Source organism: Kouleothrix sp., from assembly GCF_046328425.1.
Taxonomy (GTDB): Bacteria; Chloroflexota; Chloroflexia; order Chloroflexales; family Roseiflexaceae; genus Kouleothrix.
In genome coordinates, this window is record NZ_JAXLWP010000038.1 from 24,381 (window position 1) to 49,471 (window position 25,091).

A 25,091-nucleotide genomic window follows, 5' to 3' on the forward strand; every position below is an offset into this window, starting at 1 on the left:
GGGAGCGCATGCGCACCCGGCTGACGTCAGCGGAGCTGCCGGGCCTGCGCGCGCTGGCGCCGCGCGACACCAGCGACCCGGCGCTGGCGCTGCTGGACGCCTGGGCCTGCGTCAGCGAGGTGCTGGGCTTCTACAACGAGCGGATCATCAACGAGTGCTACCTGCGCACCTGCGTCGAGCGACGCTCGGCTCTCGAGCTGGCGCGACTAGTGGGTTACGCGCCGCGTCCCGGCCTGGCCGCCGACGTGTACCTGGCTTTCACCTTCGACGATCTGAATAAAGAGGCCGAGATCGAGGCCGCCAGCAGCACACGCGCCTACAGCCAGCCCGGCCCTGGCGAGACAATGCAGCCGTTCGAGACGATCGAGCCGCTGCGTGGGCGGCCGCGCTGGAGCGCCATGCGCCCGCGGCTGAGCGCGCCGCAGCAGCTGAGCGCGGCCTCGGAGGAGCTGTTTATCAAGGGCGCAAGCGCCAGCCTGCGGGCGGGTGACACCCTGCTGTTCGAGTTCAACGGCGCACGCGGCCGACAGTACCAGCTACGCCGGGTGCAGGCCGCCGAGGCGCGGCCAACCGAGAATCGCACCCGCGTGACACTCCAGCCGCTGCTCGGGCGCTCGGCTGGCGCGCTGTCGGGCGCGGGGCGCCGCGGGCTGGGCCAGAAACGCCTGCGCACGCTGATCAAAGCGCCTGGGCTACGCACCAGCAGCGCGGCGCGGCTAAAGCTCAACCCTGACTACATCTTCCGCGCCGACTCATACGCCCCGCTTGGGCTGCTGCGCGTGGCCTACCCAGCTCTGCGCGACACGCTGGCCGCTGCACGCACCGGCGCCGTGCGCGCCGAGCCAACCGGCGCGGTGCGCGTGTGGGCCATGCGCGTGAAAGCCGCCATCCATGGCCACAACGCCCAGCCGCCGGCCGTGCTCTCGCGCGCGGCCGAGCGCGAGGGCGACCCCGAGGCGCCCGAGCGCACAGACGAGTGGCGCACCACCAGCCGCGAGTGGGTGATAGGCGAGACGATCGCCCGCCGCTCGGGCACGTCGCTGGGCGATCCGCCCGAGCGCCGCGCTGAAGGGTACAAGACCAATACCCTGCCGCTCGACGCGGTCTACGACCAGATCGCCTCCGGCAGCCTGGTCGCGATCGACGACCCTGACATCAAATTCGATGACAAATACGTGTTCACGGTCGCGACGGTCGCAACCGTCTCGCGCACCGACTACAACCTTCCGGCACGCGTGACCCAGCTAACGCTGGATCGGCCGTGGCTGAACACCAATGCGCGCTGGCTGGATGTGCTGCGCAACAAGACGATCTATGCCGCCTCGGAGGAGCTGAGCCTGGCCGAGCAGCCGGTAACCGCGCCGGTGGGCGGCGCGACGCTGGAACTGGACGGATTCTACGACGGCCTGCAGCCGGGGCGGCGGCTGATTGTCGCGGGCGAGCGCGCCGACCTGAAACATGTAACCGGCGTGCGCGGCGCCGAGCTGGTGATGATCGCCGCCGTCTCCCACACGGCCGATACGCCCGCCGCCGCCGCGACCACCGAGGCGCTGCGCACGCGCCTGACGCTGGCCGCGCCCGGCCTCCAGTACACCTATCATCCCGCCAGCCTCACGATCTACGGCAATGTCGCGCACGCGACCCACGGCGAGCAGCACCCCGAGACATTGGGCAGCGGCAGCGCCGCGCGCTCGCTGCAGGCCTTTGGCCTGCGCCACTCACCGCTCACATATATCGCGGCGCCCACGCCCAGCGGCGCTGCCAGCACACTCGACGTGCGTGTGAACGACCTGCGCTGGCACGAAGCGCCCGACGCCGCCGCGATCGGACCCGACGAGCGCCGCTATATCGTGCAGCACAACGACGAGGGCGCGACGCGGCTAGTCTTTGGGCTGGGCGCGCGCCCACCCAGCGGCCAGGACAATCTGCGCGCGATCTACCGCAGCGGCCTGGGCGCGGCCGGCAATGTGCGCGCCGGTCAGATCAGCGTGCTGGCATCGCGGCCCAACGGCGTCATCGGTGTCAACAACCCGCTGGCAGCCAGCGGCGGCGCCGACCGCGACGGCCTCGACGAGATCCGTGCACGCACGCCACTCGGCCTGGCCGCACTCGACCGCCTGGTATCGGCCGACGATATCGCCGACTTCGCGCGCGCTTTCGCCGGCATCGGCAAAGCCAGCGTGGAATACATCCCGCCCGACCTGCACCTGACGATCGCCGGCGTCGACGACGCGCCGATCACCCGCGATGCGGCGCTGCTCACGAATCTGAAAGAGGCGTTGCTGCGCTATGGCGAGATGCGGCGCCACCCCGCCGACGCCAACCAGCCCGACTTCCGCCTGCAAACGCGCGGCAGCCCCGAGGTGACTGTAACAGTGCAGGTGCGGCGCGCCAAGCTGCTGGCGCTCAGCGCGCGAGTGCGGCTGCGGCCTGATTTCCTGTGGGAGCAGGTGCGCCCGCAGATCGAGGGCGCGCTGTACACCGCGTTTGGCTTTCGCCAGCGCGGCCTCGGCCAGCCGCTGTATGCCGCCGAAGTGATCGCCACCATCCAGGACGTACGCGGCGTGGACTTCGTTGACCTCGACGCACTCGGCGCGATCGACCTGGGCACCGCCGGCCAGCCACGCTCGCCCGACGCTATCGCCGCACAGGTGCGTGAGGTTTTGAAGGTGCGGCCCGGCAGCCAGGGCGGGGCCGGCATGGATGGCGACCAGCCCGACCCGGACACGATCGTCTACCTGGCGCGCGACGCCGCTGGAATGCTGCTGCTCGAGCAGATCGAGGAAGAGGAGCTGCCATGAGCGCTGACGAACTGTATGAGTTGCTGCCTGCCCTCGTCCGCGTGCGCGATGCGCAGGGCGGCTACCCGCTGCGCGATCTGCTGCGCGTGGTGGCGGCCGAGGTCGATCTGCTCGAAGACGACATCAGCCAGAACTACGAGAACCTGTTCATCGAAACATGCGCGCCGTGGGCCGCGCCCTATATCGGCGACCTCGTCGGCTACAAGCCGCTGTACACGCCCGCAGTGGGAGCAGCCGCACTCGGGCTGCTACGCCCACGCCGCGACATCGCCGACACGCTGCGGATGCGCCGACGTAAGGGCACCCTTGCGGTGCTTGAGGATCTCGCGGCGGCCGTAGCCGGCTGGTCCGCGCAGGTCGAAGAGAACATGGCCCAGGCGCGCGTGACGGCTATGCTCTGGCGCCTGCGCGCCTACCCGCTGACCTACGCCCGCCCGTTTCCCCTGCCTGCCGCCGCCACCGCGCGCTACCGGCTCAACACGCTCGGCAACGACGCGCCGCTGTTCGCGCGCGTGCCGCCGCACGATCAGCCCCAGCCGCTCACGCGCGCCATGCTCCGCGATCAGCTCGAAACCTTCTACGGAGCAGCCGGCAGCCTGCAGATCTACGCCGACGGCCGGCCGGTCAGCGCCCGCCACCTAATCGTGACCGGCCTTGACGACTGGCAGCTCGACGCTGCCGAGCTGCGCGAGTGGCAGCAGCGCACCGGCGGCCGCGACGAGTGGCTGGCGCTCGACCCCGAGATGGGCCGCATGATGCTACCGCGCCGCCTGCCCCAGCCGGCGCTGGTGGTGTCGTACCTGTATGGCTTTGGCGCCGATCTGGGGGGCGGCGAGTACCAGCGGCCGGTGCCCGATGCGCTGTTCGGCGTATCGCTGTTCCGGCCCGGCCACCTGCTGGCGCGCGGAGCTGCGCTGCTCGACACCCTGCGCGAAGATTGCTCGCCGTTTGTGCTACACCTGCGCGCGCAGCTCGACCCAGCGCTGCTGGCGCGGATCGATGCCGGCGACCACGGGCCGCTCGCGGCGTTCGAGCGACAGCTCATGGCCGAGCTCAACCGTGTGCTGCAGGCCGCCGACCTTAGCGCCGGGCCGATCGACGATCTCCCGCTCGACGAGGACATCCTACGCCTGTTGAGCGGCGGCCCAGCCGGGCCGCGGCTGGTGCGTCTGAACCGGCTGCTACTCGAGGCCGCTCTTCCCCAGGCGATCGCGCGCAGCTACGCCGTGTACCCGGTGGTGTCCGCGCCGCCGGAGGCGCCCCGCAGCGGCCTGAGCCGCCGCCCGCGCCGCCCGGCCCGCGCACTCAACCCGCTGGCCGAGCAGATAGAAGCGTTCTACAACGACCCGCGCCCGCCGCGCCACGCCCTGATCGAGCTGCGCGACAGCGGCCTGTACGTCGACCCAATCAGCATCTACGTCGCCGCCGGCCAGACGCTCGAGCTGCGCGCGCAGGACGGCTGCCGCCCGGTGCTGGTTCTGCCCGAGACCGAGGACAGCAACGACAACCTGCTGATCGAGTGCGAGCCGGGCAGCCGCGTCGTGCTCGACGGCCTGCTGGTAGCCGGGCGCGCGGTACAGATCGCTGGGCGGCCGGGCGAGGTGCTCATCCGGCACTGCACGTTCGTGCCGGGCTGGGCGATCGACGAGCGCTGCCGGCCGCGCCACGGCGAGAAGCCCAGCCTGATCCTGACCGACGCTCCCCAGAGCGACGAGGGCGCCGAGGCGCGCGACGGCGCGTCCAGCTCCACGCTGCGGGTGCGGATCGAGCACAGCATCCTCGGGTCAATCCTGATCGACGGGCACGAGGTGCGCGCCGAGCCCTTCCAGCTGCTGATCAGCGACAGCATTGTCGACGCGACCGCCGACGAGCTGTATGCGATCAGCGGCCCAGGCGAGCAGGTGGCTCCGGCCGTGCCAGCCGACGACGTGCGCCACGCCCACGCCACACTCACGATCGCACGCAGCACCGTGATCGGCATGGTGCGCGCGCACGCGATCGTGCTAGGCGAGAACAGCATCTTCACCGGGGCGCTGCACGTCGCTCGGCGCCAGCTGGGCTGCCTGCGCTTTTGCTCCGTACCGCTCGGCTCGCGCACGCCACGCCGCTACAGCTGCCAGCCGGATATGGCGATCGCCGCGCCAGGCGCGCTGGCGCCCGCTCTGGTTGCGGCGCGGCTGGCGCCCGTGTTCATGAGCACTGCTTACGGCACGCCCGACTACTGCCGGCTCGAAGACCGCAACGCGCTGCCCGAGGACAACTGCGCGCTCGAGATCCGCCAAGGCGCCGACGACGAGTCGGAGCTGGGGGTGTTCCACAACCTGTACCAACCTCAGCGCAGGGGCAACCTCGAAGCGCGCCTGCGCGAGTACCTGCCGCTGGGGTGGGAGCTGGCGTTGGCGTACGGCGACTAATTACGGCTCAGGGCCACTTACGGTGCACCTCCACCTACACGTCCGCAATCCCTGACGCTTGATTTCGCAGATCAGTGCGCAACCCGAAGCCAACGAAGGTCAGCAGGAACGCCCAAAGCGACAGATTGCCTATGTTGGTAATCTGTGGTCTGCTGAATACGCCGGCCGTTGCCAGCACCGAGAGCTGGCGGAGAAGCTCGGCCCTGACGAATTGCAGATCACGTCGCCGCTCGGCGATGTGGATCTGCGCCGCCGGTCGTACGAGTTGGTCGCTGAGGTTTTCGAGCTGGCCAGCCAACCTGCGAGCTGAGACAGCCAACCGACAGCGAAGGGCTCGCACCCCGTGATGGGCTGCGGCCCTTCGCTTGTGTGGCCACGTACGGCAGCGCTTGGCCGACCAGCCCATGTTGCCGATCCATGCCATACCTGTGCGTGTGCTACAATGGCCAGCATTACCGCACAGGGCATCGCGGTGATCGACCAAGAGAGGGTGCACTAATGAGCCAGATCGAGCCGCCGCCGCTGAGCGTCCACGCGGCGATCGCCGCCAAGCGCGCTGTGCGCAGCTATCGTGACGAGCCAGTTCCTGAGCCGGTCATCCGCGCGATTCTGGACTCTGGCCGACGCGCGCAAAGCAGCAAGAACAGCCAGCCGTGGGTTTTCATCGTGGTGCAGGAGCGCGAGCAGCTGCGGAAGCTGGCAGGCACCGGGCTCTATGCCAACCACGTGCCGAATTCGGCCTTCACTGTGGTGCTGGTGGCGCCTGCAACCAACGAGTTCGACCTGGGGCAGGCTGCAGCCTACCTCCAGCTCGCAGCGCTCGAGCATGGCGTCGGCTCGTGCGTGATCGTGCTCCATGACCATGACGCCGCGCGCGCGATCCTCGGCGTTCCGCCTGAGCTGAGCTGCCGCTGGGCGATCACCTTTGGTTACCCGGCTGAGGCATTGGGCGCGCCAAAGCTAGGCGGGCGCAAGCCGCTGTCGGAGGTCATTCGCGACGAGCACTATTGAGGCGCGCCGTAGGCGTGAGCGTCTTTGGGTGCAAACCGTTTCCAATGCCCCTCAGAAACCACGTCGACCACGCCGTCGACCACTTTGAGAGCGGTCTGTTCGTCAATGGCATAGGCCGGGACGCCTATGTCGGCCGCCCATCGCTCGGCGTCAGCCAGGGTGTTTGTTGGGAAAGCGTCCAGGTGCGGAAAGATTGAGAAGTCGACAACCCCGAGGGTGCGGTCGTCCGGCGCGGACGGCCACTCGACGAAGTACGCTCCGATCCGGGGCGTCATCACCATGCTGCCGGCGCTCACGCCCACCCAGACCGTGTTGAGCAGCGATGGCAGGAGGTCAGTCAGCCCGGACTCTCGCATCCAGTGGCACAGGTACGTGGCGTCGCCGCCGTCCACGAGCAGAACGTCGGCTTCCCGGACCCAAGGAACCCAGCGCTTTGCGCCGATGGTAGGCAGTGCGGTGAGCTCGAGGAGGCCCACCGATTTCCAGCCCAAGCCGCTCATGTGGTGTGGAGGCTCGCCGACGACAAAGCCCCGCGCCGAGACTGGCCCGCACATCGGGTGGCCCCATTGCGCCGTCGGGATGCACAGCGCGGTGGACTCGGCGATCGGCTTGCCCAGCAAGTCTATGAGCGCGTCGCGGATACGAGGGTTTGTGACGCCTCCAGACGTGAGCAGCAATTTCATCATTCCTCCCCTTGACGATTTAAAGCGAGCCGAACCACGCTTCCAGGCGCCCTTAGTTAAGCCATACAAGGCACGTTGGGTGGACGTGCTCGATTATAGAACAAATGATCTACGAGGTCAAGCAGTGAGTATACACGGTTGTGTAGGCCGAGGAGTATGCCCAGAGATAACCGACAGAACTTAATCTGGTACAGCCAGGGCATCGCCGCCCAACGGGCGGGCGTTCAGCCGCCGCGAGCTCAGCCACTGCAACCGCCGTGCGATTAACGACGGGGAGCGCGACCCGCAACGCCTCGCCCAATTGCCCCAACCGGGAGCAAGCTCGCTGAACCCGAGATCCCGAAGGCCTTGACGGGAACCTGGGACCCCGCCCACCTCTTCATTCTCGAACAGGCCGTGGATTTTCGGCTACTCCACATTCTCGAACAGGCCAAGGGCATGGCATTCGGGCGATTGCACATCCGCGTCATACCCTTTGGTCGCAGTAGTAGTGAGAAGCGCTCTGTATGTGGAGGATCGGCATGGAAGCGAACAAAGCCTTGGTACGCCATTGGCTCGATCTCTGGAACCAACACGCACTTGACCAATTAGCTGGGCTCGTCGCCCCAAACTATGTGCATCACACCAGCGCTGGCGATCACGTCGACTTCAGCAGTTTTCAGCAGGGGTTTGCAGCCGTGCTACACGCCTACCCCGATATGCATTACACGATTTCGCATCTCTTTGCCGAGGGCGATCTTACCGCCGTCTATGTGAACGCTACCGGAACGCAGCAAGGTTCATTCTTTGGCATTGCCCCCAATGGAAGTCGGAGTAGCTTTACAGGTATCTACCACTGCCGCATCCAGAATGGTCAAATTGTGGAAGATTGGGATATTTTTGACCTTCTGACCGCGCTTTTTCGCCTTGGTGCGACGATTCAGGCAGGCGCATCAAGCTAGCCGCACCTCTTTTCGACGATCGCCTTCACTAGAGTCGCTCGATGCGATGCCATGTGATACCAAATTCGCTTGATTACTGACACTTTGGTGGGTTTGGGGCGGCTTCGCTGCCCCAAATTCCGTATTGCTGCACGACGTGGCTTCGCCACGTCGTGCAACACAATCTATACGTGCTCAAGCGAACAGCGTATGATACTCAGAAGAACAGCGCGACCACCGACGCAGCTGGTAGGAGAGCCATTATGTTATACTCTGCGAAATGATCGGCTGCGGGTCGTGTGGCCTAAAGGAGATAGTATGAAAACAACGTTTACAACCACTATTCAAGCAACCGGCAACAATACGGGCATCGAGGTGCCACCTGAGAACGTCGCAGAACTCGGCAGTAGTAAAAAGCCAGCCGTCACAGTACACGTCTCTGGCTACAGCTATTCAAGCACCGTTGCCGTGATGGGCGGCAGGTTTATGATTCCTTTGAGCAAAGCCCACCGTGAAGCGGCAGGGCTGAGCGCAGGCGAAACAGTAGAAGTAACGCTCGAATTGGAAACAGCGCCCCGCACTACGCATGTTCCCGACGATCTGAGGGCGGCGCTCGCCACGGCTGGGGCAGAAGCAACGTTTGACGCGCTCGCATTCTCAAAACGTAAAGAGTTCGTTCGTCAGGTCGAAGACGCTAAGACGCCGGAGACCAGAGCGCGTCGCATCGAAAATATCGTCAGGCAGATGACGGAGATCTGACATACATCAGGAGAATGAGGAGAGATTCTCCAATGACGACAAATACACAAAGCGACAATGTCCAAACGTACAAGAGATGCCCAAGCCAAACTCTGCCACACGCACGAGAGCCTGGCGCGAGTGGCTGCGGCTGGCAGCCCACTCAGTGCCGTGAGACAGCGCCCTGCACCTTGGGCTGTCGTGGCGTGCTCCAGCCGCGTAAAAGCGGGATCACGCCCAGCGCAGCGCCTCGCGAATACGCGCGCTGTGCTGCGCGATATCCAGGCTTGAGTACGCCTGAAACAGCCTGGCCTGGCCGTCGTCCAGGCGGTATACCCACAGGCCGGCTGGTGCAGCGACCACAAACGTGGGCAGGCCAAACTGCTCGGCGTAGCGGCGCGCTTGGGTAGCGGCCTGCTGAAGCGCGGCCTGCGAGCCGATCTGGCGCTTGTTTTCGAACAGCGTGCGCGGCGCGAGCATGTTGTCGTCGTACACCAGAATATCGACCCGGCCGCGATTGGCGGCGCCCGGGCAGGCGACCTGCCGGCGATAGCGCCAGCCCCACGCGTCGAGCAGCGGGATCAGCACGGCGTCTTCGAACACCTGCTCAACTGGGCACCACAGGCGGCCCGGCGCCAGCGCATCCGCGAGTATCTGCTCAAACAGCACCCGTACCAACGGCGCGGGCGCAAAGCCGACGACCCGCGTCAGCTCTTCGCCGTCGCGCAGCACCAGCAGGGTTGGCGTGGCGCCAATGGCATACTGCTCGGCCAGCACGTGCGCGCGCTCGACGTCGAGCCAGAGCACGAGCAGCTGGCCGCCGTACTGCGCGGCGAGCTGCCCAAGCTGCGCGGCGAGCTCGCGGCTGGCGGCGCAGCCCGCTGCGCCAAACAGCGCCACAACCGGCACGGCGGCCGCGCGCACGCGGCGCGCGAAGCCGGCCTCGCCAACGCGTATCGGCGTGGCCGAGCCAGGATGTGCTGTGCTCATTCGTGTATCACCAATGTGGCAACGATTGCTTTGGTAAGTATACCAGCTTCACCTGATGAACACCGCGCCGCGCCGGTACTGCCCCGGCGCATCGACCAGGCCGCGTAGCGCGAGGCTGTGCAGCGCCAGGATGGCCGCCTCGTCCAGCGGCGCCTCGGCGCGCGCAAGGTCGAGCAGCAGCGAGTAGGCGTCGGCGTGGTGCAGCGCCTCCAGGTGCTCGCGCACGGTGGGCCCGCCGCTCGTCACGCCCCTCGATCACCAGCTGGGTCTCGCTCGGTGTGAAGCATAGTCTTGCCGAATTTCAACCCTGTTGTGCACAGAACATGATTGTCATCGCATAGCGGTGCGCTACAATAGAGGGTGACATCACACCAGTGCGTTTGCGACTTCGCCTCCACACAATCAGTAAGGGGCCACGCCTATGCCCATTACTTCCTCGAATGCCTCAACCGATACCGTCTCGGGTGAGGCGCAGCACCAGTCTTCCTTAACCAACCCAACGATGGCACCCCTCAACTCCGTACCTGCTGTGAACCAGCCAGCGTCCGCTATGTCACCGGACTGGTTCGACGCGGTGAGCGATGCTATCTTTGTGACCGACGCGGACTGGCAGATCCAGCAGTGGAATCGTGCCGCCGAGCAGATCTACGGCTGGCCGCGGGTCGAGACGATCGGCCGGCCGATCAGCGCGATTATTGCGGTGGTGCGCTACCTCGGCCGCGAATCCGACGCTTCCCCCAGGCAGGCCCTCGTCGATGCCGGCGCGTGGCGTGGCACGTTTGTCCAGCGCACCCACGACGGGCGCGAGGTGGTGATCGAGGGTTCGACGCGCACTCTATACGACGACCAGGGCGTGATCGCCGGTTACATTGGGATCAATCGCGATGTCACCGCCCAGCACCAGGCCGAGGAGACCATTCGAGACCAGGCGCGCGTGCTCGACCAGGCCCAGGTGCTGGTGCGCGACATGGACAACCAGATCACGCTCTGGACCGAGGGCGCGGTGCAGCTCTACGGGTACACACGCGACGAGGCGCTCGGGCGGATCTCGCACGAGCTCTTGCAGACGGTGTTTCCCGAGCCACTGGCGCAGATTGAGGCCACGCTCGTGCAGACCGGGCGCTGGTCGGGCAGGCTCCGCCACCGCACACGCGACGGCCGGGAGGTCGTCGTTGCGAGCCAGTGGCTGCTCGATCGCGACGGGGCCGGGCAGCCTTGGCGGATCATCGAAGCCAATACCGACATCACCGCGCGCACCCGTGCTGAACGCGAATTGCAGCACGCCGAAGCGCGCTTTGCGATCGCATTTGATGCCAGCCCAGCTGGCATGCTGATCACGCGTGCCGCTGATAGCGCGGTGGTAGACATGAACGACAGCTTTCTCCAGATGCTCGACTATACCCGAGCGGAGGTCATAGGCACGCATTGGCGCGCACAGGCATCCCCAGACGAGCAGACCCGCTATGCCCCGCTGATCAACAAGACCCGTGCTGAGAGCGGGCTCGCCAGCCAGGAGCTGGTGCTGCGCACCAAAATGGGCGAGCTACGCACGCTGCTGGTTTCAGCCACACGACTACGTCGCGCCGACGAGGATTGCTTCCTGAGCATGTACATCGACATCACCGAGCGCGTGCGCGCTCAGACGCTGGCCCAGCGCACGATCGAGCGCCTGGCCAGCCTGCGCGCGATCGAGCAGGCGATCCTGCAGCAGCATGCGCCTACGACCATCGCCGAGACGGTTGTGGAGCGCATCCGCACATTCATCCCCTGCCAGCGTGCCAGTGTCTTCCTCTACGATCGTGCCACCGCGAGCGCGTGGGTGATCGCCGTCAGCGGCGAGAAGCTCAGCAGGCTGTCGGTCGGCGCGCACATACCGCTGCCGCTCGATGCGCTGCCGGCAGCATTCCTGCAGGGCGCGCCGTGGGTCGAGCCAGATCTGCACGCCCAGGCTCACCTCGCGGATGTATCGCCGGTGCTCGCCACCGCACGGCTGCGCGCGATGCTGAGCATCCCTTTGATCGTCGAGCACCAGCTGAGCGGCGCGCTGAGCCTGTTCGCAACCACGCCAGGCGCCTTCACCGACGAGCACGTGACGATCGCCCAGGAGATTGGCGAGATGCTGGCGCTCGCGCTCCAGCAGGCGCGCCTGGTCGATTCGCTGCAGCAGGAGCTGGCCGCGCGCTCGCGCGCCGAGCAGGCGCTGATCGTCGAGCACACGCGAGTGGTGCAGCTGAAAAACGAGTTCATGGCCACCATGAGTCACGAGCTGCGCACCCCACTGAGTGCGGTGCTGGGGCACACCCAGCTGCTGCTTGAAAACGCATATGGCCCACTGGCCGCTGAGCAGCGTGGCGCGATCGAACAGCTCGAACATAGTGCCCAGGACCTGCTCGCGCTCATCAACGACATTCTCGACTACACCCGCCTGGAGTCGGGCAAGCTCGCGCTTACTATCGAGCCAAGCGACGCCCAAAGTTTGTGCTATACGAGTGTGCGTGCGGTGGCCGCGGAAGCGCGGCGCAAGCGGATCAGTATCAGCACCCAGCTCGATGGCGCGGTGGTGACGCTGCTCGCTGACGGGATGCGGCTTCACCAGATCCTGGTCAACCTGCTGAGCAATGCGGTCAAGTTCACGCCGGAGGGCGGGAAGGTGGGGCTCGAGCTGCGCGGCGACGCGGATGCTCAAAGCGTCACTTTCACGGTCTGGGATACCGGGATCGGCATTGCCGAGGCTGATCTGGGGCGACTGTTTCAGCCGTTCGGCCAGCTCGACAGCCGGCTCAACCGCAAGTACGGCGGCACCGGGCTGGGGCTCGCATTGGTCAAGCGGCTAGCCGAGGCGCACGGCGGCGGCGTGGCGGTCGAGAGCGCGGTGGGGCAGGGCAGTCGCTTCAGCATCACGCTGCCGTGGCAGGAGCCGCTGTGGGATGCGCCCGCCCGAGACGAGCCGTCCGCGCCGTTGCGCCCGCTAGCGCCGTCACAGCAGGGCTCGGCCCCGACGATCCTGCTGGTCGAAGATGCCGAGAGCAATGCAACGCTGATGCGCGATATTCTGGCGCCTCGGGGTTATCACCTGGTGGTTGGCATCGACGGCCGGGAAGGGCTGGCCCTCGCCCGCGCGCAGGCACCTGCGCTGATCCTGATGGACATCCAGCTACCCGATATGAATGGGCTGGAGGTGATCCGGCAGCTACGCGCGGAGGAACAGCTGCGCGGCGTCCCGATCATCGCGCTGACCGCGCTGGCGATGCCGGGTGACCGTGAAAAGTGCCTGGAAGCCGGTGCGGACGCCTACCTGGCGAAGCCTGTCGATATACACACGCTGCTCGCGACGATCGCCGAGCACTTGACGCGGCCAGCATCGCAGCGCGGTGGATCGCCACCAGGTCGAGCAGGCCCGTATCAATCAGGCGCTTGACGGCGACAGCGAACAGCGTATCATACGATAGCTTCGCTTGCCCATTGCTCATATTCGGTATCATCACGCTGTCAGCTCGGCACGTGACGGCTTTGAGATGCGCGGAGGGCCAATGATTCTCCAGCTGATCCGCAATGCAACATTGCGCCTCGCCTATGCCAATGAGATGATCCTCGGTGAGCCGACGCTCTACTGGGCGGGCGACACCATCAACGGCCCGGATGTGGCTCAGAACATCGCGCGCTTCCGCCCAGCGGTGATCATCACTCACTCCAGCGGGGCAACCTGGCCCGACGACTCCGGCGCGCGTCAGCTGATTGTGATGGACGCAGCCCAGACGATCGCGGTCTGCCGAGCCGCACCTGCCAGCACGATCATTGCGACCCACATGGAGGCGCTGGACCACGCGACGGTCTCGCGCGCGGCGCTGCGTGCCGCGGCCGACGCCGCTGGGATCGATCGTGCGCAGCTGCTGATCCCCGCCGACGGGGAAACGATCACCTATCACAGCGACGTCGGCCGCGTATGATCTACCGTACGCAACCAGCAGCTTCAGCAGTTGAAGGCCTGCTCTTGGGGGTAGCGCAAGACGCCGGGGTCCCACATATCGGCTGCAATTGCCAGACATGCATGCTGGCTCGGCAAGATCCGCATCAGCGCCAGTTGCCGGTTAGCTTGGCGCTGATCGATCATCGCGCGCACACGAGCTGGGTCATTGATGCGACGCCCGCCTTTCCCGAGCAGCTAGCGATGCTTCAGGCATATGCGCCGGGCTACCAGCTGGCGGGCGTGTTGCTGACCCACGCACATATTGGGCACTACACGGGCCTGATGTATCTGGGGCGCGAGGCGCTCAACGCGAAGTCCGTGCCGGTGTATGCTTCCCCAATGCTGTGCGCGTATCTTACATCCAACGGCCCTTGGTCGCAGCTGGTGAAGCTGGGCAATATCAGCCTGCGACCAATCACAGTCAGCGTACCTCTGGCTCTTTCACAGCGTCTGCGCGTGACGCCACTGCCGGTTCCGCACCGCGCCGAGTTCAGCGATACGCTGGCCTATCTGGTGCACGGCCCAGCGCGTAGCCTTTTCTACTGCCCAGATATTGATCGCTGGGAGCACTGGTCACAGTCATTGCCGCGTTTGCTGGAAACCGTCGATATCGCGCTGCTGGACGGTACGTTCTTCAGCACCACCGAGCTGCCTGGCCGCGATCTGGCCGAGATACCACATCCGCTCGTGGGTGCAACAGTCGAGCTGCTCGCTGGTACGCCAGCGCGCGTTTATTTCATTCACCTGAACCATAGCAACCCACTGCTGCACGCCGGCACTGAGCATCGCTGGCTCACAGGGCAAGGGATGAGCACCGGCCTCGTTGGGCAGCGCTTCGCACTTGCGGATACCAATGAGGCGGCCGGTTGGGCCGAGTAGTGAAGCCGTATAGAGAAACGCGAGGATCGTTCGACGATCGCACGAATATGGTGGGTAGACTTACCCGCTCTATCTTGCCCTGAGGTAAGTACGCGAAATTATCGCGTCAGCAGCCAGCGTCTAGTACATCGCCCGAGCAAAGTTGATGCAATGGCGAGCATCGAGTACACTCGCAACGAACGTGTCGTGTGGAAAGAGTCTCGATGCCACGCCCCAAACATCTGGTCAAACTCACCCTGGAGATATCCGAAAGCATGCAACTCCACACCGAACACCTGACGCTGGTGCTCCAATCGAGCGAGGAGATCCTTGCCTGGGTCGCTTCCTTGGATGCGGCGACCCGGGCCGAGATCTCGCCCGACTGGCTGGCCCGGATCCGCGCCTCCACTGCACCTGATCCCTGGACGCATGGCTTCACCATTCTGCACCACGCCAGCGGCGCTACCATCGGAAGCTGCGCCTACAAAGGCCCGCCGGATGCTGCTCAGGCCGTTGAGATCGCCTATGGCATAGACCCGGCGTACCAGGGACGCGGCGTTGCGACGGAAGCCGCGCGGGCGCTGGTCGAGTACGCGCTGAACAGCGACCAGGTGCGCATCGTGCGCGCCCATACACGCCCGGATGGGAAGGCATCGATGCGGGTGCTCACAAAGCTGGGGTTTACTTGTATCGGCGAGGTGCTCGATCCGGAGGACGGTGTGGTAGTGAGGTGGGAGATCCGGAAAGCACACTGAAGCATGCTCCTCGCACAAGCGCGTGGCCGCGTCGTCGCCGAGAGAAAAGGAGAAAGGCGAGCAGCTCGCACCACGTTCTGCACAAGCCGTTGACCACCGAGCACATCTCACTGAGCCGAGACTGATGCGGTTCACGCGTGTTTGCGCATTTGCCGACATTTCGCAAAGTTGAGCTGGATGAAGCGCGAGGATGGCAACGGACGGGGTTGCCTCCCCAACCGACGATCGCTATGCGTGGGTTGAACGAGAGGCGGTGGCCGGCGGGCAGCTGGCGTCGCTCAAGGCGGCACTGGCCTTCCACGCAGCGCATGTCGGGATCGACGCGGCCGAAGGGATGATGACGTACACGTTGGTGGGGTTTGGGGCGGCTTCGCCGCCCCAATTTTCTGATTGTGTTGCACGACGTGGCGAAGCCACGTCGTGCAACACAATCTCTACGTGATCAAGCGAACAGCGTATGACAAGCAGACATACCCGCCTTCGAGACTTTGTGTCTTTGCGGCAATTTGATACTGGGAGGCGAGGTAGCAGCGAGATTTCGGGGTGGCAGTGCCGCCCCCACCATACGCCAAGCGTTCAGTCGAGGTTGGCGTAACCCGGCCTCAAAGCATCGCGCTTGCGTACCGCCTGCGTTTAACCTATACTGCCCGCCATCCGTTATTGCAACAAACGCGCGTGTTGGCGAGCGAGCGCGCACCCGCCGCCAGCAGCGGGCGCGTGCCGTAGAAGGGGAGGGGTATGAAGAGAGTACAGACGTGGCTGCTGAGCCTGGCGATGCTGCTCGCGCTCGCGGCCTGCGGCACACCCACCGCCGCGCCCGCGACCACTGCGGCACCCGCAGCCGGGCCTACCGCCACACCTGCCGCCGCCGCACGCACGCTGCGCCTGGCCACCACCACCAGCACCGCCGATAGCGGACTGCTCGACGCGATCCTGCCAGACTTCGAGCAGAAGTACAGCGCCAAGGTTCAGGTGGTGGCCGTCGGCACCGGCCAGGCGCTCAAGCTCGGGCAGAACGGCGACGCCGACGTGGTGCTGGTGCACGCGCGCAAACAGGAAGATGCGTTTGTTGCCGCCGGGTACGGGATCAACCGGCGCGACGTGATGTACAACGACTTCGTAATCGTTGGGCCAAGCGACGACCCAGCCGGCGTCAAAGGCCAGGCCAAAGCCGCCGACGCATTCAAGGCCATTGCGGCCAAGCAGGCGATCTTCGACGCGCGCGGCGATGGCAGCGGCACATCGACCAAGGAGCTGAGCATCTGGGCCAGCACCGGGATCTCGCCAACCGCCGACCTGAAGCAGTACAAGTCGCTCGGCCAGGGCATGGGCGAGACGCTCACCACCGCGAACGAGCAGGGCGGCTACGCTCTGACCGACCGCGGCACGTTTCTGGCCATGCGCGAGAAGCTGCCGAACCTGGCACTGCTGGTGGGCGGCGCGACGATCGACGAGAACAAAGACAAAGCGCTGCTCAACCCCTACGGCGTCATTCCGGTGAACCCAGCGAAGCATTCCGGCATCGACGCCGAGCTTGCCGAGCAGTTCGCGGCCTGGATCACCAGCCCGGCCACGCAGGCGGCGATCGGCGCGTTCGGCAAAGATAAGTTCGGCCAGCCGCTGTTCTACTCCGGCGTGCCAAAGCCGTAAGAGATTTAGAAAGCCTAAATCATCCGACTTGCGAAGGCTTAGCCTGCCAGCTGTGTAAGTGATAACTTTTCCGCGCTCTGGCAGAGTTGCCGCTCTGCCAGAGCGCCAACAACGGATACCCTTGGATGGATGATCTGCTGCAAGGCGCGGCCCAGGCGCTGCGGCTGCTGCTCGGCGGCGATCGCGAGACATGGCAGATCGTCGCGCTGTCGCTGTACGTGTCGGGCGCGGCGCTGCTGATCAGCACGCTGCTGGGCGTGCCGCTGGGCGCGTGGCTGGGGCTGCGGCGCTTTCGCGGCCAGCGCCTGGCGGTGGCGCTGCTGTACACCGGCATGGGCTTCCCGCCGGTGGTGATCGGCCTGTTCGTCTACCTGCTGCTCTCGCGCGCCGGGCCGCTGGGCATGCTCGGCTGGCTGTTCACGCCGCGCGCGATGATCGCCGCCCAGTCGATTCTGGGCCTGCCACTCGTCGGCGGCTTCACGCTCGCGGCGGTCGGCGGTGTCGACCCGGCCCTGCGCACCCAGGTGCGCGCGCTTGGCGCCAGCGCCGCGCAGGCTACGCTGGCGGTGCTGTGGGAGGCGCGCGCCGGGGTGATCGCCGGCGTGGCGGCCGGCTTCGGCGGAATTATCTCGGAGGTGGGCGCGGTGATGCTCGTGGGCGGCAACATCCAGGGCGACACGCGCGTGCTCACCACCGCGATCGTGCTCGAGACGCGCAAGGGCAGCTTCGACACCGCATTGGCGCTGGCATTCGTGCTGCTGGGGCTTACGTTTGCGCTCAACGCGCTGGCGCTGCGTCTGCAGCGGCGGATCGAGTAGCGCCACGAATTGTGTGGCTCTGGCCTCAGGAGTGGCCCAAGCCGGCTTTCATGCCATCGCCGCAAAGCAGGTGATTTCCGCAACCTGCCCGGAGGGACAGTAGAGCGTGCAGCCGCCGATCTACGAGCTGACCGATGTGGAACAGCGCTATGGCGGCCGGCTGGTGCTGCGCGTGCCGGCGCTCGAGATCCAGCCGGGCGAGACGCTCGCGCTGGTGGGGCCGTCGGGCGCGGGCAAGAGCACGCTGCTGCGGCTGCTCAACTTCCTCGAGCCGCCCAGCGCCGGCAGGCTGGCCTACTTGGGCCAGGCGGTGAGCGCGCCGGACGTGCCGCTGGCGCTGCTGCGCCAGGTGACAACGGTGTTCCAGCGGCCGGCGCTGCTGAGCGCGAGCGTGCTTGCGAACGTTGCCTACGGCCTGCGGCTACGCGGCACGCCAGGCGCCCCGGCGCGCGCCCACGCCGCGCTGGCCGCGCTCGGCCTGGCGCACCTGGCCCACGCGCCCGCCCGCAGCCTCTCGGGTGGCGAGATGCAGCGCGTGGCGCTGGCGCGCGCCCTGGTGATCGAGCCGCGCGTGCTGCTGCTCGACGAGCCAACCGCCAACCTCGACCCGGCCAATGTCGCGGCGATCGAGGCGGCGATTGCGGCGCTGCGCGGGGCCGGCCGCACTACGATCGTGCTCGTCACCCACAACCTGTTTCAAGCCCGCCGTCTGGCCGACCGGGTGGCGCTGCTGCTCGACGGGCAGCTGGCCGAGGTGGCGGCCACAGCCGATTTCTTCGATCGCCCGCGCGACCCGCGCGCCGCCGCGTTTGTGCGCGGCGAGATGATCTACTAAACCAGCTGGCGCTGGATCAGCTCGCGGAACGGCCCCGCCACGGCCGCAAGCTCGGCGTAGCCGCCCTGCTGCACCACCCGCCCGGCCTCGACCACGTAGATCCGGTCGGCGTTCATGATCGTGCTGAGGCGATGCGCGATCACGATTCGCGTAGCCTGCAGCCGCTCGAGGCTCTTGCTGACGATCGCCTGAGTGCGGTTGTCGAGCGCGCTGGTGGCCTCGTCGAATAGCAGGATGCGCGGGCGCCCAACGATCGCGCGGGCGATCATCAGGCGCTGGCGCTGGCCGCCCGAGAACGTGCTGCCGCCCTCGCTGATCACCGTCTGCATGCCCATCGGCATCTGGCGAATGTCGTCGGCCAGGCCGGCCAGCTCGGCGGCCTGCCAGGCGTCGTCGAGCGACAGCAGCGACGAGCCGACGATGTTGGTGAAGATGTCGCCCGGCGTGAGCTTGCCGCTCTGCAGCACCACGCCGATCTGGCTGCGCAGCGCCTGTGGGTCGAGCGTGGCCAGATCCTGGCCGTCGTAGTAGATCGAGCCCGCCTCGGGCGCCTCGAAGCCCAGCAGCAGGCGCATGAGCGTGCTCTTGCCCGAGCCCGACGGCCCGACGATCGCCACGAACTCGCCCGGCCGCGCCTCGATCGAGACATCCTGCAGCGTCGCCGGGCCATCGGCGCGATAGCGAAACGACACGTGGCTCAGCTCGATCGCCCCGGTCAGCACGCCCGGGTCGGCCTTGTCCGGGTCGACCTCGGGCACAGTCTCGAAGATCGGCCGGGCATTGTCGAACAGCGGCACCACCCGCAGCACCTCGAGCGCGCTGCTGCTGACGCTCAGCGCCGCGCCGAGCAGCCCGCTGAACGCCGCCACAAACGCCAGCACCGTGCCGGTGGAGCGCGGCCCCTGGCCGCCCGAGGCGATCATCGCGAACAGCACAATCAGCGCGAGTGTCGGGAACGCGGCGTTGAACACCGCCAGGCCACTGGCGATCAGCCGGGTGCGGTAGGCGATCCGCCGCTGCTCGGCGAACTGGCCGGCCCAGACCGCGAACGCGCGCCCTTCCGCGCCGGCCACGCGCAGCCGGGCGATGCCGCTGATCAGCTGGAGCACCAGCCCGGCGATCTTGGCCTGGATCTGCGTGAGCGCGCGGGTGTAGCGCAGCGACACCACGCCCGCGCCAAAGGTAACGCCGGCGGCCAGCAGCACCAGCCCGAACGCCACCAGCCCGAGCCGCGCGTCGTAGGCGAACAGCAGCCCGAAGTTGAACAGCGAGAACAGGCCGGTCAGCAGCGCCGCCACCGTCACGCCGGTCAGCGTCTGGCGGATGGCGTCGATGCCGGCCACGCGCGCCGCCAGGTCGCCGGCCGAGTACTGGCGGAAGAACGGCACCGGCAGGTTCAGCAGCCGATCCCACACCGCCGCCTGGGTGGCGGTGTTCATGCGCGACTCGATCCGCAGCACCGCGATGCCGCGCACCAGCTGGAATGCCGCGCTGGCGAGCGCCGCCATCACCAGCGCCAGCGTCAGCTGCAGCAGCTTGAACTGGTTGGCCGCAGGGATGATCGAGTCGAACACGACGCCGGTGACGATCGGCACGGCCAGGCCGAGGAAGCCCAGCCCCAGGCCGGTCAGCAGCACCATCAGCAGGTCGCGGGCGCTGCCGCGCAGCCCAAAGCGCGCGACATCCCAGGCGCTGATCGCGCGGTCGGGGAAGCTGCGGAAAAACGTGTAGGCGAACGGGTCGAGCGCGGCGGCCAGCTCGGGCGTGAGCGGAACGCTCGTGCCGGCGGCCGGGTCGTGGTACAGGTAGCGCCGTCCAGGCTGCGGCAGCAAGGCGACCGGCCGGCGGTCGGCCTCGACAAACGCCAGCAGCGGGCCGTTCTCCTGGCGCCACCAGGCGCCGCGCAGCGCCACGCGCCGCGAGCGCACCCGCGAGGCCCGCGCGATCGTGCCCACTGGGTCGCGCTGGGCGGCGGCGCCGGCCGCGCGCTGCGGCGCGCGGATATCGAGGCCCAGCGCGTCGCCGACACGCCGGCAGGCCACCAGCAGCGGCGTATCGCCGGCGGCCGGCGCCGCTGTGTCGGGCTCGCCGCCGAGGATCGCGGCCAGCCGCACCAGCGCCGCGCCAACCGACTGGCGGTCGTTGGCGGCGGCCGCGCCGAGGCGCGCCTGCTCGGCCTGGCCCTGGCGCGCAAGCCGCGCGCCGATGATCTCGGCCGCGGTGCTGTGGAATGCCTCAAGGCCAGCCCAGATCGGCTCGCTCGCCAGGCAGCGCGCGGTGTCGATCGGCTCGAGGCGGCACTCGCCAACCGCGCGCAGCCACAGCTGCCCGGCCAGCGGAAACGGCACGCTCCGGCCGATCGGCGCGCGCTCGGGGGCATCGAGCAGGCGCACGCGCCCGGCGCTGCCCACCAGCCACAGCACGCCTTCAGCCGCGTAGGCACTGGCGCCGTCGGCCAGGCTGGCGGCCACGCCCGCCGCGAGCGGCAGGCTGCCCTTGGGCGCAAGCTCGGGCGCCAGCGCGCCGGCCACGCCGGCCACCCAGGCATCGATCCAGGCCGCCGCCTGGGCCGCGCCCTCGGGGTGGCGCGCCAGCGCGCGCAGCCGCTCGAAGGCGATCGGCTCGAGCCGCGCGCCGGCGCTGGGCCGCGCCAGCAGGCCAATGCCCTGCGCCGCAGCGGCGGGGCCGATGCCAAACAGCGCCTGGCCGGCGGCGGCGCGAAACAGGTGGCGCAGCGGCCCCTGCGGCGCGCCATCGCGCACTTGCGCGGCAAACACGTCGACGCTGCCGGCGCCGATCTGCCACACCTGGTCTTCGCTCGCGAGCCAGAGCGTGCGCGCGACCGGCAGCGCCGGCAGCTCGATCGTGGTGAGCGGTGAGGTTTCGGTTTGCATAGGCTTTTCTTTGCTACAGAGCTACTTGGCGCGCTCGCGGCCAGGCGTTCACTCGGCGGCGATCAGGCGCGCGTACGGCCCCTCGGCGCGGGCCATCTCTTCGTGCGTGCCGCGCTGCACCACCTGGCCGCGCTCCATCACGATGATCTCGTCGCAGTCGCGAATGGTGCTGAGGCGGTGGGCGACGATCAGGCAGGTGCAGCCGCGGCGGCGCAGCTCGTCGTCGATCTGCTGCTCGGTCACCGGGTCGAGCGCGCTGGTGGCTTCGTCCAGCACCAGGATCGACGGGTTGCTGGCCAGCGCGCGGGCGATCTCGATGCGCTGGCGCTGGCCGCCGCTGAAGTTGCGCCCGGCCTCCTCGACCAGGCTATCGTAGCCGCCCGGCCGCGCCGCGATGTCGTCGTGGATGCGCGCGCCGCGCGCGGCGGCCACGGCCTGCTGCTCGGGGATGGTCGCATCCCACAGCGTCAGGTTCTCGCGCACGCTGCCCTCGAACAGAAAGATCTCCTGGTCGACCATGGCCAGCGAGTTCTGCACGACGGCGCGCGGCAGCTCGGCGCGGGTGTGGCCGTCGAAGCGGATCTCGCCGGCCCACGGCTCGAACAGGCCGGCCACCAGCCGCGCCACGGTGCTCTTGCCGCTGCCCGAGCCGCCCACCAGCGCCACGCGGTCGCCGGGCTTCAGGCGCAGGCTAAACCCCTCGATCAGCGGCCGGTCGAGCCGGCTGTAGCCGAAGCTCACGTCGCGCAGCTCGAGGTAGCCGGCCAGCTTGGCCGGCGCGGCGGGGTCGGGCTCGCCGGCGTGCTCGCTGAGCTGGCGGTCGACCGGGTACTGCAGCACGTCGTCGAGCCGGTTCAGGTTGCCCTGCGCGTCCTGAAGCGTGCTGCCCAGCAGCACCACGCTGTTCACCGGCGAGATGAAGCTCACCACCAGGCTCTGGTACGCCACCAGCATGCCCACCGTCAGCGAGCCGTCGATCACCTTCAGCGCGCCGACGCTCAGCACCACCACCGCGTTGAGCGCGGCCAGCAGCGCCGGCACGATCGCCAGCGCCTGGCTGTACACCGCCAGCTCCTGGCGGGCGTTCTCGACCTTGGCCAGGTAGCCCGACCAGCGGGTGAAGAAATCGGCCTCGCCGCCGGTGGCCTTGATCGTCTCGATCATCTGCAGGCCGCTCATGGCCGTGCCCAGCAGCTTGCCCGATTCCTGCTGGAGCTTCTGGTTGCCGTCGACGCGCTTGCGCGATACGTAGCGCAGCGCCACCAGGTTCAGCGCCACAATCGCGATGTTCAGCAGCGTGAGGGTGATGTCGTAGCGGAACATCAGCGCGGCGTAGAATACGATCATCAGCAGGCTGAGCGCAGTGGTGGCCAGCCGCTCCGAAAGAACCTGGGCCACCTGGTCGTTGATCGCCACGCGCGAGCCGATCTCGCCGCCATAGCGCTGGGTGTAGAACTCCATCGGCAGGCGCAGCACGTGCCACAGAAAGCGGCTCGAGGTGCCGAGCGCCAGGCGCGTCTCGAGCCGCAGCAGGTAGCTCTGCTGCAGCCAGGTGAGCGCGGCGGTGAGCGCGGTGGCCACGCCAAGGCCAATCAGCAGCGGCGCGACCCAGCCGGCCATGTTTTTTACCAGGTAGGCGTCGGTGAAGGTGCGCATGATCGCCGGGATGGCCAGGCCGGGCACCACCAGCGCCAGGCTGGCCAGGAACACAAACGCCAGCGCGGGGGCGGCGCCGGACAACCGGCGGCGTAGCGCGGCCAGCAGGCTGCGGCGCTGCCCACCCTTTTTGAACTCAGGCCCCGGCTCGAACACCAGCGCCACGCCAGTGAACGACTGATCGAACTCCTCCTGCGTCACCACGCGCGGGCCGGCGGCCGGGTCGTTCAGGAACACCCGGCCCTTGCCAAAGCCCTCGACCACCACAAAATGGTTGAAGTTCCAGAACACCACCATGGGCAGCGGCAGCTCGCCAAGCTGCTCGGGCTCGAGCGAGAAGCCCTTGGCGAGCAGGCCGTAGCGCCGCGCGGCCTTGATCATATTGCTGGCCTTGGTGCCATCGCGCGAGACGCCGCAGGCCAGCCGCAGCTCTTCGAGCGGCACGATGCGGCCGTGGTAGGCCAGGATCATCGCCAGCGAGGCCGCGCCGCACTCGACGGCCTCCATCTGCAGCACCGTCGGCGTGCGCGTGCGCTCGGCGCGCCCAAAAAGTTTCGCGATCATTGCGGGTTCCTTTTGCGTGTTTTAGCGCACCGGAAATACCAGGTTGATCGGCCGCTGCTCGGCCAGCGTGATCGTCGCCTGGGCCAGCGTGCCGCTGTTGATCGGCGCGGGCGGCCCGGCCGACGACGACCAGCGGTAGCCGCTGGCGGTGCTGGCGTCGGGCTCGAGCGCGATCCGCACCTCGATCGGCGTGCCGCCGGCCAGGAACTCGCGCACCAGCTGCTCGTTCGCCAGCACCAGCATCATCGACTCGAAGGTCGCCGGGAACGACGCCACCGACGCGACTCTGCCGCGGATGAAGCCGTACTCCTCGCGGCTGAGGTTGGCCGGCGATACCTGCACCTGCATGCCTGGCTGCACATTCGCGCCGCTGGCCGCGGGCATGTAGATCACGGCCTCCAGCGGCCTGGCGGTATCCTCGATGCTGGCGATCGCCACGCCTGGGCTCAGCAGGCTGCCTGGAGCAACACTTATGTCGACCACGCGCCCGGCCACCGCGCTAACAATCCGGTTCGACTGGGTCATCTCCAAGCCGCCGCCGCTTGCCGTCGGCGCCATCTTCACCAGCGCCTGGCCGGGCTGCACCAGGTCGCCCGGCCGCACCAGCACCTCGGTCACCTGGCCGGCGGCCTGCGGCACCACGCGAGCAAGGTGGCCGCCGCGCAGCAGAATGCCTCGGCCGAGCGTCTGCGTCGGGATGGTGTCGTTGAAGCTCCAGGCCAACAGCGTGATGATCAGCGCCAGCAGAGCCAGCAGCGCCAGCCAGCCGCGCGCCGTCGTGACGCGCATCAGCTGGTCGAGCTGCTCGGGCGACGAAAGCCGCTCGAGCGCGACTTTTCGGAAGATTGGCTTTTGCATGTGTTTTCTCTTGGCTATGTCGCGGGCGCGGCTCGGCGCCTGAGATGCTGTCTGAAAAGGGTGGCTCGGAGCGACTCCGCCCCTCGCGCTGCGCCTTTTCAAACGGGCTCTGAAGCTACTGCGAATGGCCGCTAGCCGACGAATTGCTTCAGCATGCGGTCGAAGCGCGCCCCGGCCAGGTGTACATTGTCGAGCACGCTTATGTCGAGCTCGCCCTGATACTCGGTGGCGGCGCCGTGCTGGCCGGCCTGGCCATAGCCGAGCTGGTTCACCGTGTTGCGCAGCCGGTCGGCCAGGAACACCGACACCGCGCGATAGAACCGCGCGGCGAACCACGGGTCGCGATCGAGCTTGGCGTACAGACGCTGCCGATCGAGCGCCAGCAGCGTGGCCGGCTGGGCTGCCGCCACCGAGGCGACTGGCGGGCGCGTATCGACAAACGAGATCTCGCCGATGATCTCGCCCGCGCCGAGCCGGGCGATCTCGCCCGCGCCCGAGCTGACTGCCAGCGCGCCTTCGAGCACGATATACAGCGCGTCGGGCTGCTGGCCCTCGCGGATCAGCGGCTCGCCGGGGGCCAGCCGTCGCGCCGTGCCGTTGGCGATCATCCACTCGATGTCGTCGTCGCTCATCTGGCCCAGGATGTAGAGTACTTTGCGCATGGCGCTTCCTTTGTGGT

General features: G+C 67.4%; 20 protein-coding genes. 13 read left to right on the top strand and 7 right to left on the bottom strand.

Features of this window, described 5'->3' with window-relative positions; translation table 11 throughout:
- Positions 1-8 precede the first annotated feature (8 nt).
- The 4 genes from U0177_RS26110 (at position 9) to U0177_RS26125 (ending at position 6,226) form a co-directional block, all read left to right on the top strand.
- Positions 9-2,801, top strand: a complete 2,793-nt coding sequence (locus U0177_RS26110; protein ID WP_409573614.1) for a hypothetical protein — start codon at positions 9-11, stop codon at positions 2,799-2,801.
- A complete protein-coding gene (locus tag U0177_RS26115; protein WP_409573615.1) occupies positions 2,798-5,215 on the top strand; it encodes a hypothetical protein in 2,418 nt (805 codons plus the stop codon). The genes U0177_RS26110 and U0177_RS26115 overlap by 4 nt, the downstream gene beginning before the upstream one ends.
- Before the next feature lie 58 nt (positions 5,216-5,273).
- Positions 5,274-5,525, top strand: a complete 252-nt coding sequence (locus U0177_RS26120; RefSeq protein ID WP_409573616.1) for a hypothetical protein — start codon at positions 5,274-5,276, stop codon at positions 5,523-5,525.
- A 188-nt stretch (positions 5,526-5,713) separates the two neighbouring features.
- Complete coding sequence (locus U0177_RS26125) at positions 5,714-6,226, top strand: nitroreductase family protein (protein WP_409573617.1); 513 nt, start codon at positions 5,714-5,716, stop codon at positions 6,224-6,226.
- Here the strand turns inward: U0177_RS26125 and U0177_RS26130 are convergent.
- Positions 6,220-6,909 (bottom strand): Type 1 glutamine amidotransferase-like domain-containing protein, encoded by a 690-nt coding sequence (locus tag U0177_RS26130; RefSeq protein WP_409573644.1) that lies wholly within the window; start codon positions 6,907-6,909, stop codon positions 6,220-6,222. The genes U0177_RS26125 and U0177_RS26130 overlap by 7 nt on opposite strands.
- A gap of 521 nt (positions 6,910-7,430) precedes the next feature.
- Between U0177_RS26130 and U0177_RS26135 the strand changes: the two genes are divergently transcribed.
- Positions 7,431-7,850 (top strand): ester cyclase, encoded by a 420-nt coding sequence (locus U0177_RS26135; protein WP_409573618.1) that lies wholly within the window; start codon positions 7,431-7,433, stop codon positions 7,848-7,850.
- A 297-nt stretch (positions 7,851-8,147) separates the two neighbouring features.
- Entirely contained in the window at positions 8,148-8,588 is a 441-nt protein-coding gene (locus tag U0177_RS26140) for a YdeI/OmpD-associated family protein (protein ID WP_409573619.1), read from the top strand.
- Positions 8,589-8,798: 210 nt separating this feature from the next.
- Here the strand turns inward: U0177_RS26140 and U0177_RS26145 are convergent, their stop codons facing one another.
- Together U0177_RS26145 and U0177_RS26150 are read right to left on the bottom strand one after the other, a co-directional pair.
- Entirely contained in the window at positions 8,799-9,557 is a 759-nt protein-coding gene (locus U0177_RS26145; protein WP_409573620.1) for a thioredoxin family protein, read from the bottom strand.
- 48 nt (positions 9,558-9,605) lie between these two features.
- Positions 9,606-9,803 carry a hypothetical protein gene (locus U0177_RS26150; RefSeq protein WP_409573621.1) on the bottom strand — a complete coding sequence of 66 codons (198 nt, stop codon included), beginning with the start codon at positions 9,801-9,803 and terminating at the stop codon, positions 9,606-9,608.
- Between the two features lie 175 nt (positions 9,804-9,978).
- Here U0177_RS26150 and U0177_RS26155 point away from each other — a divergent pair, with 175 nt between their 5' ends.
- The 7 genes from U0177_RS26155 (at position 9,979) to U0177_RS26185 (ending at position 18,440) form a co-directional block, all read left to right on the top strand.
- Positions 9,979-12,975, top strand: a complete 2,997-nt coding sequence (locus U0177_RS26155; protein ID WP_409573622.1) for a PAS domain S-box protein — start codon at positions 9,979-9,981, stop codon at positions 12,973-12,975.
- A 112-nt stretch (positions 12,976-13,087) separates the two neighbouring features.
- Complete coding sequence (locus U0177_RS26160) at positions 13,088-13,504, top strand: hypothetical protein (RefSeq protein ID WP_409573623.1); 417 nt, start codon at positions 13,088-13,090, stop codon at positions 13,502-13,504.
- Complete coding sequence (locus U0177_RS26165; RefSeq protein WP_409573624.1) at positions 13,501-14,403, top strand: MBL fold metallo-hydrolase; 903 nt, start codon at positions 13,501-13,503, stop codon at positions 14,401-14,403. Before U0177_RS26160 ends, U0177_RS26165 begins: the two co-directional genes overlap by 4 nt.
- 203 nt (positions 14,404-14,606) lie before the next feature.
- Positions 14,607-15,137: a GNAT family N-acetyltransferase gene (locus tag U0177_RS26170; protein ID WP_409573625.1), complete on the top strand. Its 531-nt coding sequence runs from the start codon at positions 14,607-14,609 to the stop codon at positions 15,135-15,137.
- A 738-nt stretch (positions 15,138-15,875) separates the two neighbouring features.
- A complete protein-coding gene (locus tag U0177_RS26175) occupies positions 15,876-16,787 on the top strand; it encodes a substrate-binding domain-containing protein (RefSeq protein ID WP_409573626.1) in 912 nt (303 codons plus the stop codon).
- A gap of 125 nt (positions 16,788-16,912) precedes the next feature.
- Positions 16,913-17,605 carry an ABC transporter permease gene (locus U0177_RS26180; RefSeq protein ID WP_409573627.1) on the top strand — a complete coding sequence of 231 codons (693 nt, stop codon included), beginning with the start codon at positions 16,913-16,915 and terminating at the stop codon, positions 17,603-17,605.
- 106 nt (positions 17,606-17,711) lie between these two features.
- Positions 17,712-18,440: an ATP-binding cassette domain-containing protein gene (locus U0177_RS26185; RefSeq protein ID WP_409573628.1), complete on the top strand. Its 729-nt coding sequence runs from the start codon at positions 17,712-17,714 to the stop codon at positions 18,438-18,440.
- On the opposite strand, the gene U0177_RS26190 is transcribed toward U0177_RS26185, so the two are convergent.
- From U0177_RS26190 to U0177_RS26205, 4 genes are all read right to left on the bottom strand, one after another.
- Positions 18,437-21,334, bottom strand: a complete 2,898-nt coding sequence (locus U0177_RS26190; protein ID WP_409573629.1) for an NHLP bacteriocin export ABC transporter permease/ATPase subunit — start codon at positions 21,332-21,334, stop codon at positions 18,437-18,439. The genes U0177_RS26185 and U0177_RS26190 overlap by 4 nt on opposite strands.
- 48 nt (positions 21,335-21,382) lie before the next feature.
- Complete coding sequence (locus U0177_RS26195; RefSeq protein ID WP_409573630.1) at positions 21,383-23,554, bottom strand: NHLP family bacteriocin export ABC transporter peptidase/permease/ATPase subunit; 2,172 nt, start codon at positions 23,552-23,554, stop codon at positions 21,383-21,385.
- A 21-nt stretch (positions 23,555-23,575) separates the two neighbouring features.
- Positions 23,576-24,412 (bottom strand): NHLP bacteriocin system secretion protein, encoded by an 837-nt coding sequence (locus tag U0177_RS26200; RefSeq protein ID WP_409573631.1) that lies wholly within the window; start codon positions 24,410-24,412, stop codon positions 23,576-23,578.
- Positions 24,413-24,543: 131 nt separating this feature from the next.
- Positions 24,544-25,074 carry a cyclic nucleotide-binding domain-containing protein gene (locus tag U0177_RS26205; protein ID WP_409573632.1) on the bottom strand — a complete coding sequence of 177 codons (531 nt, stop codon included), beginning with the start codon at positions 25,072-25,074 and terminating at the stop codon, positions 24,544-24,546.
- Between the last annotated feature and the right edge of the window lie 17 nt (positions 25,075-25,091).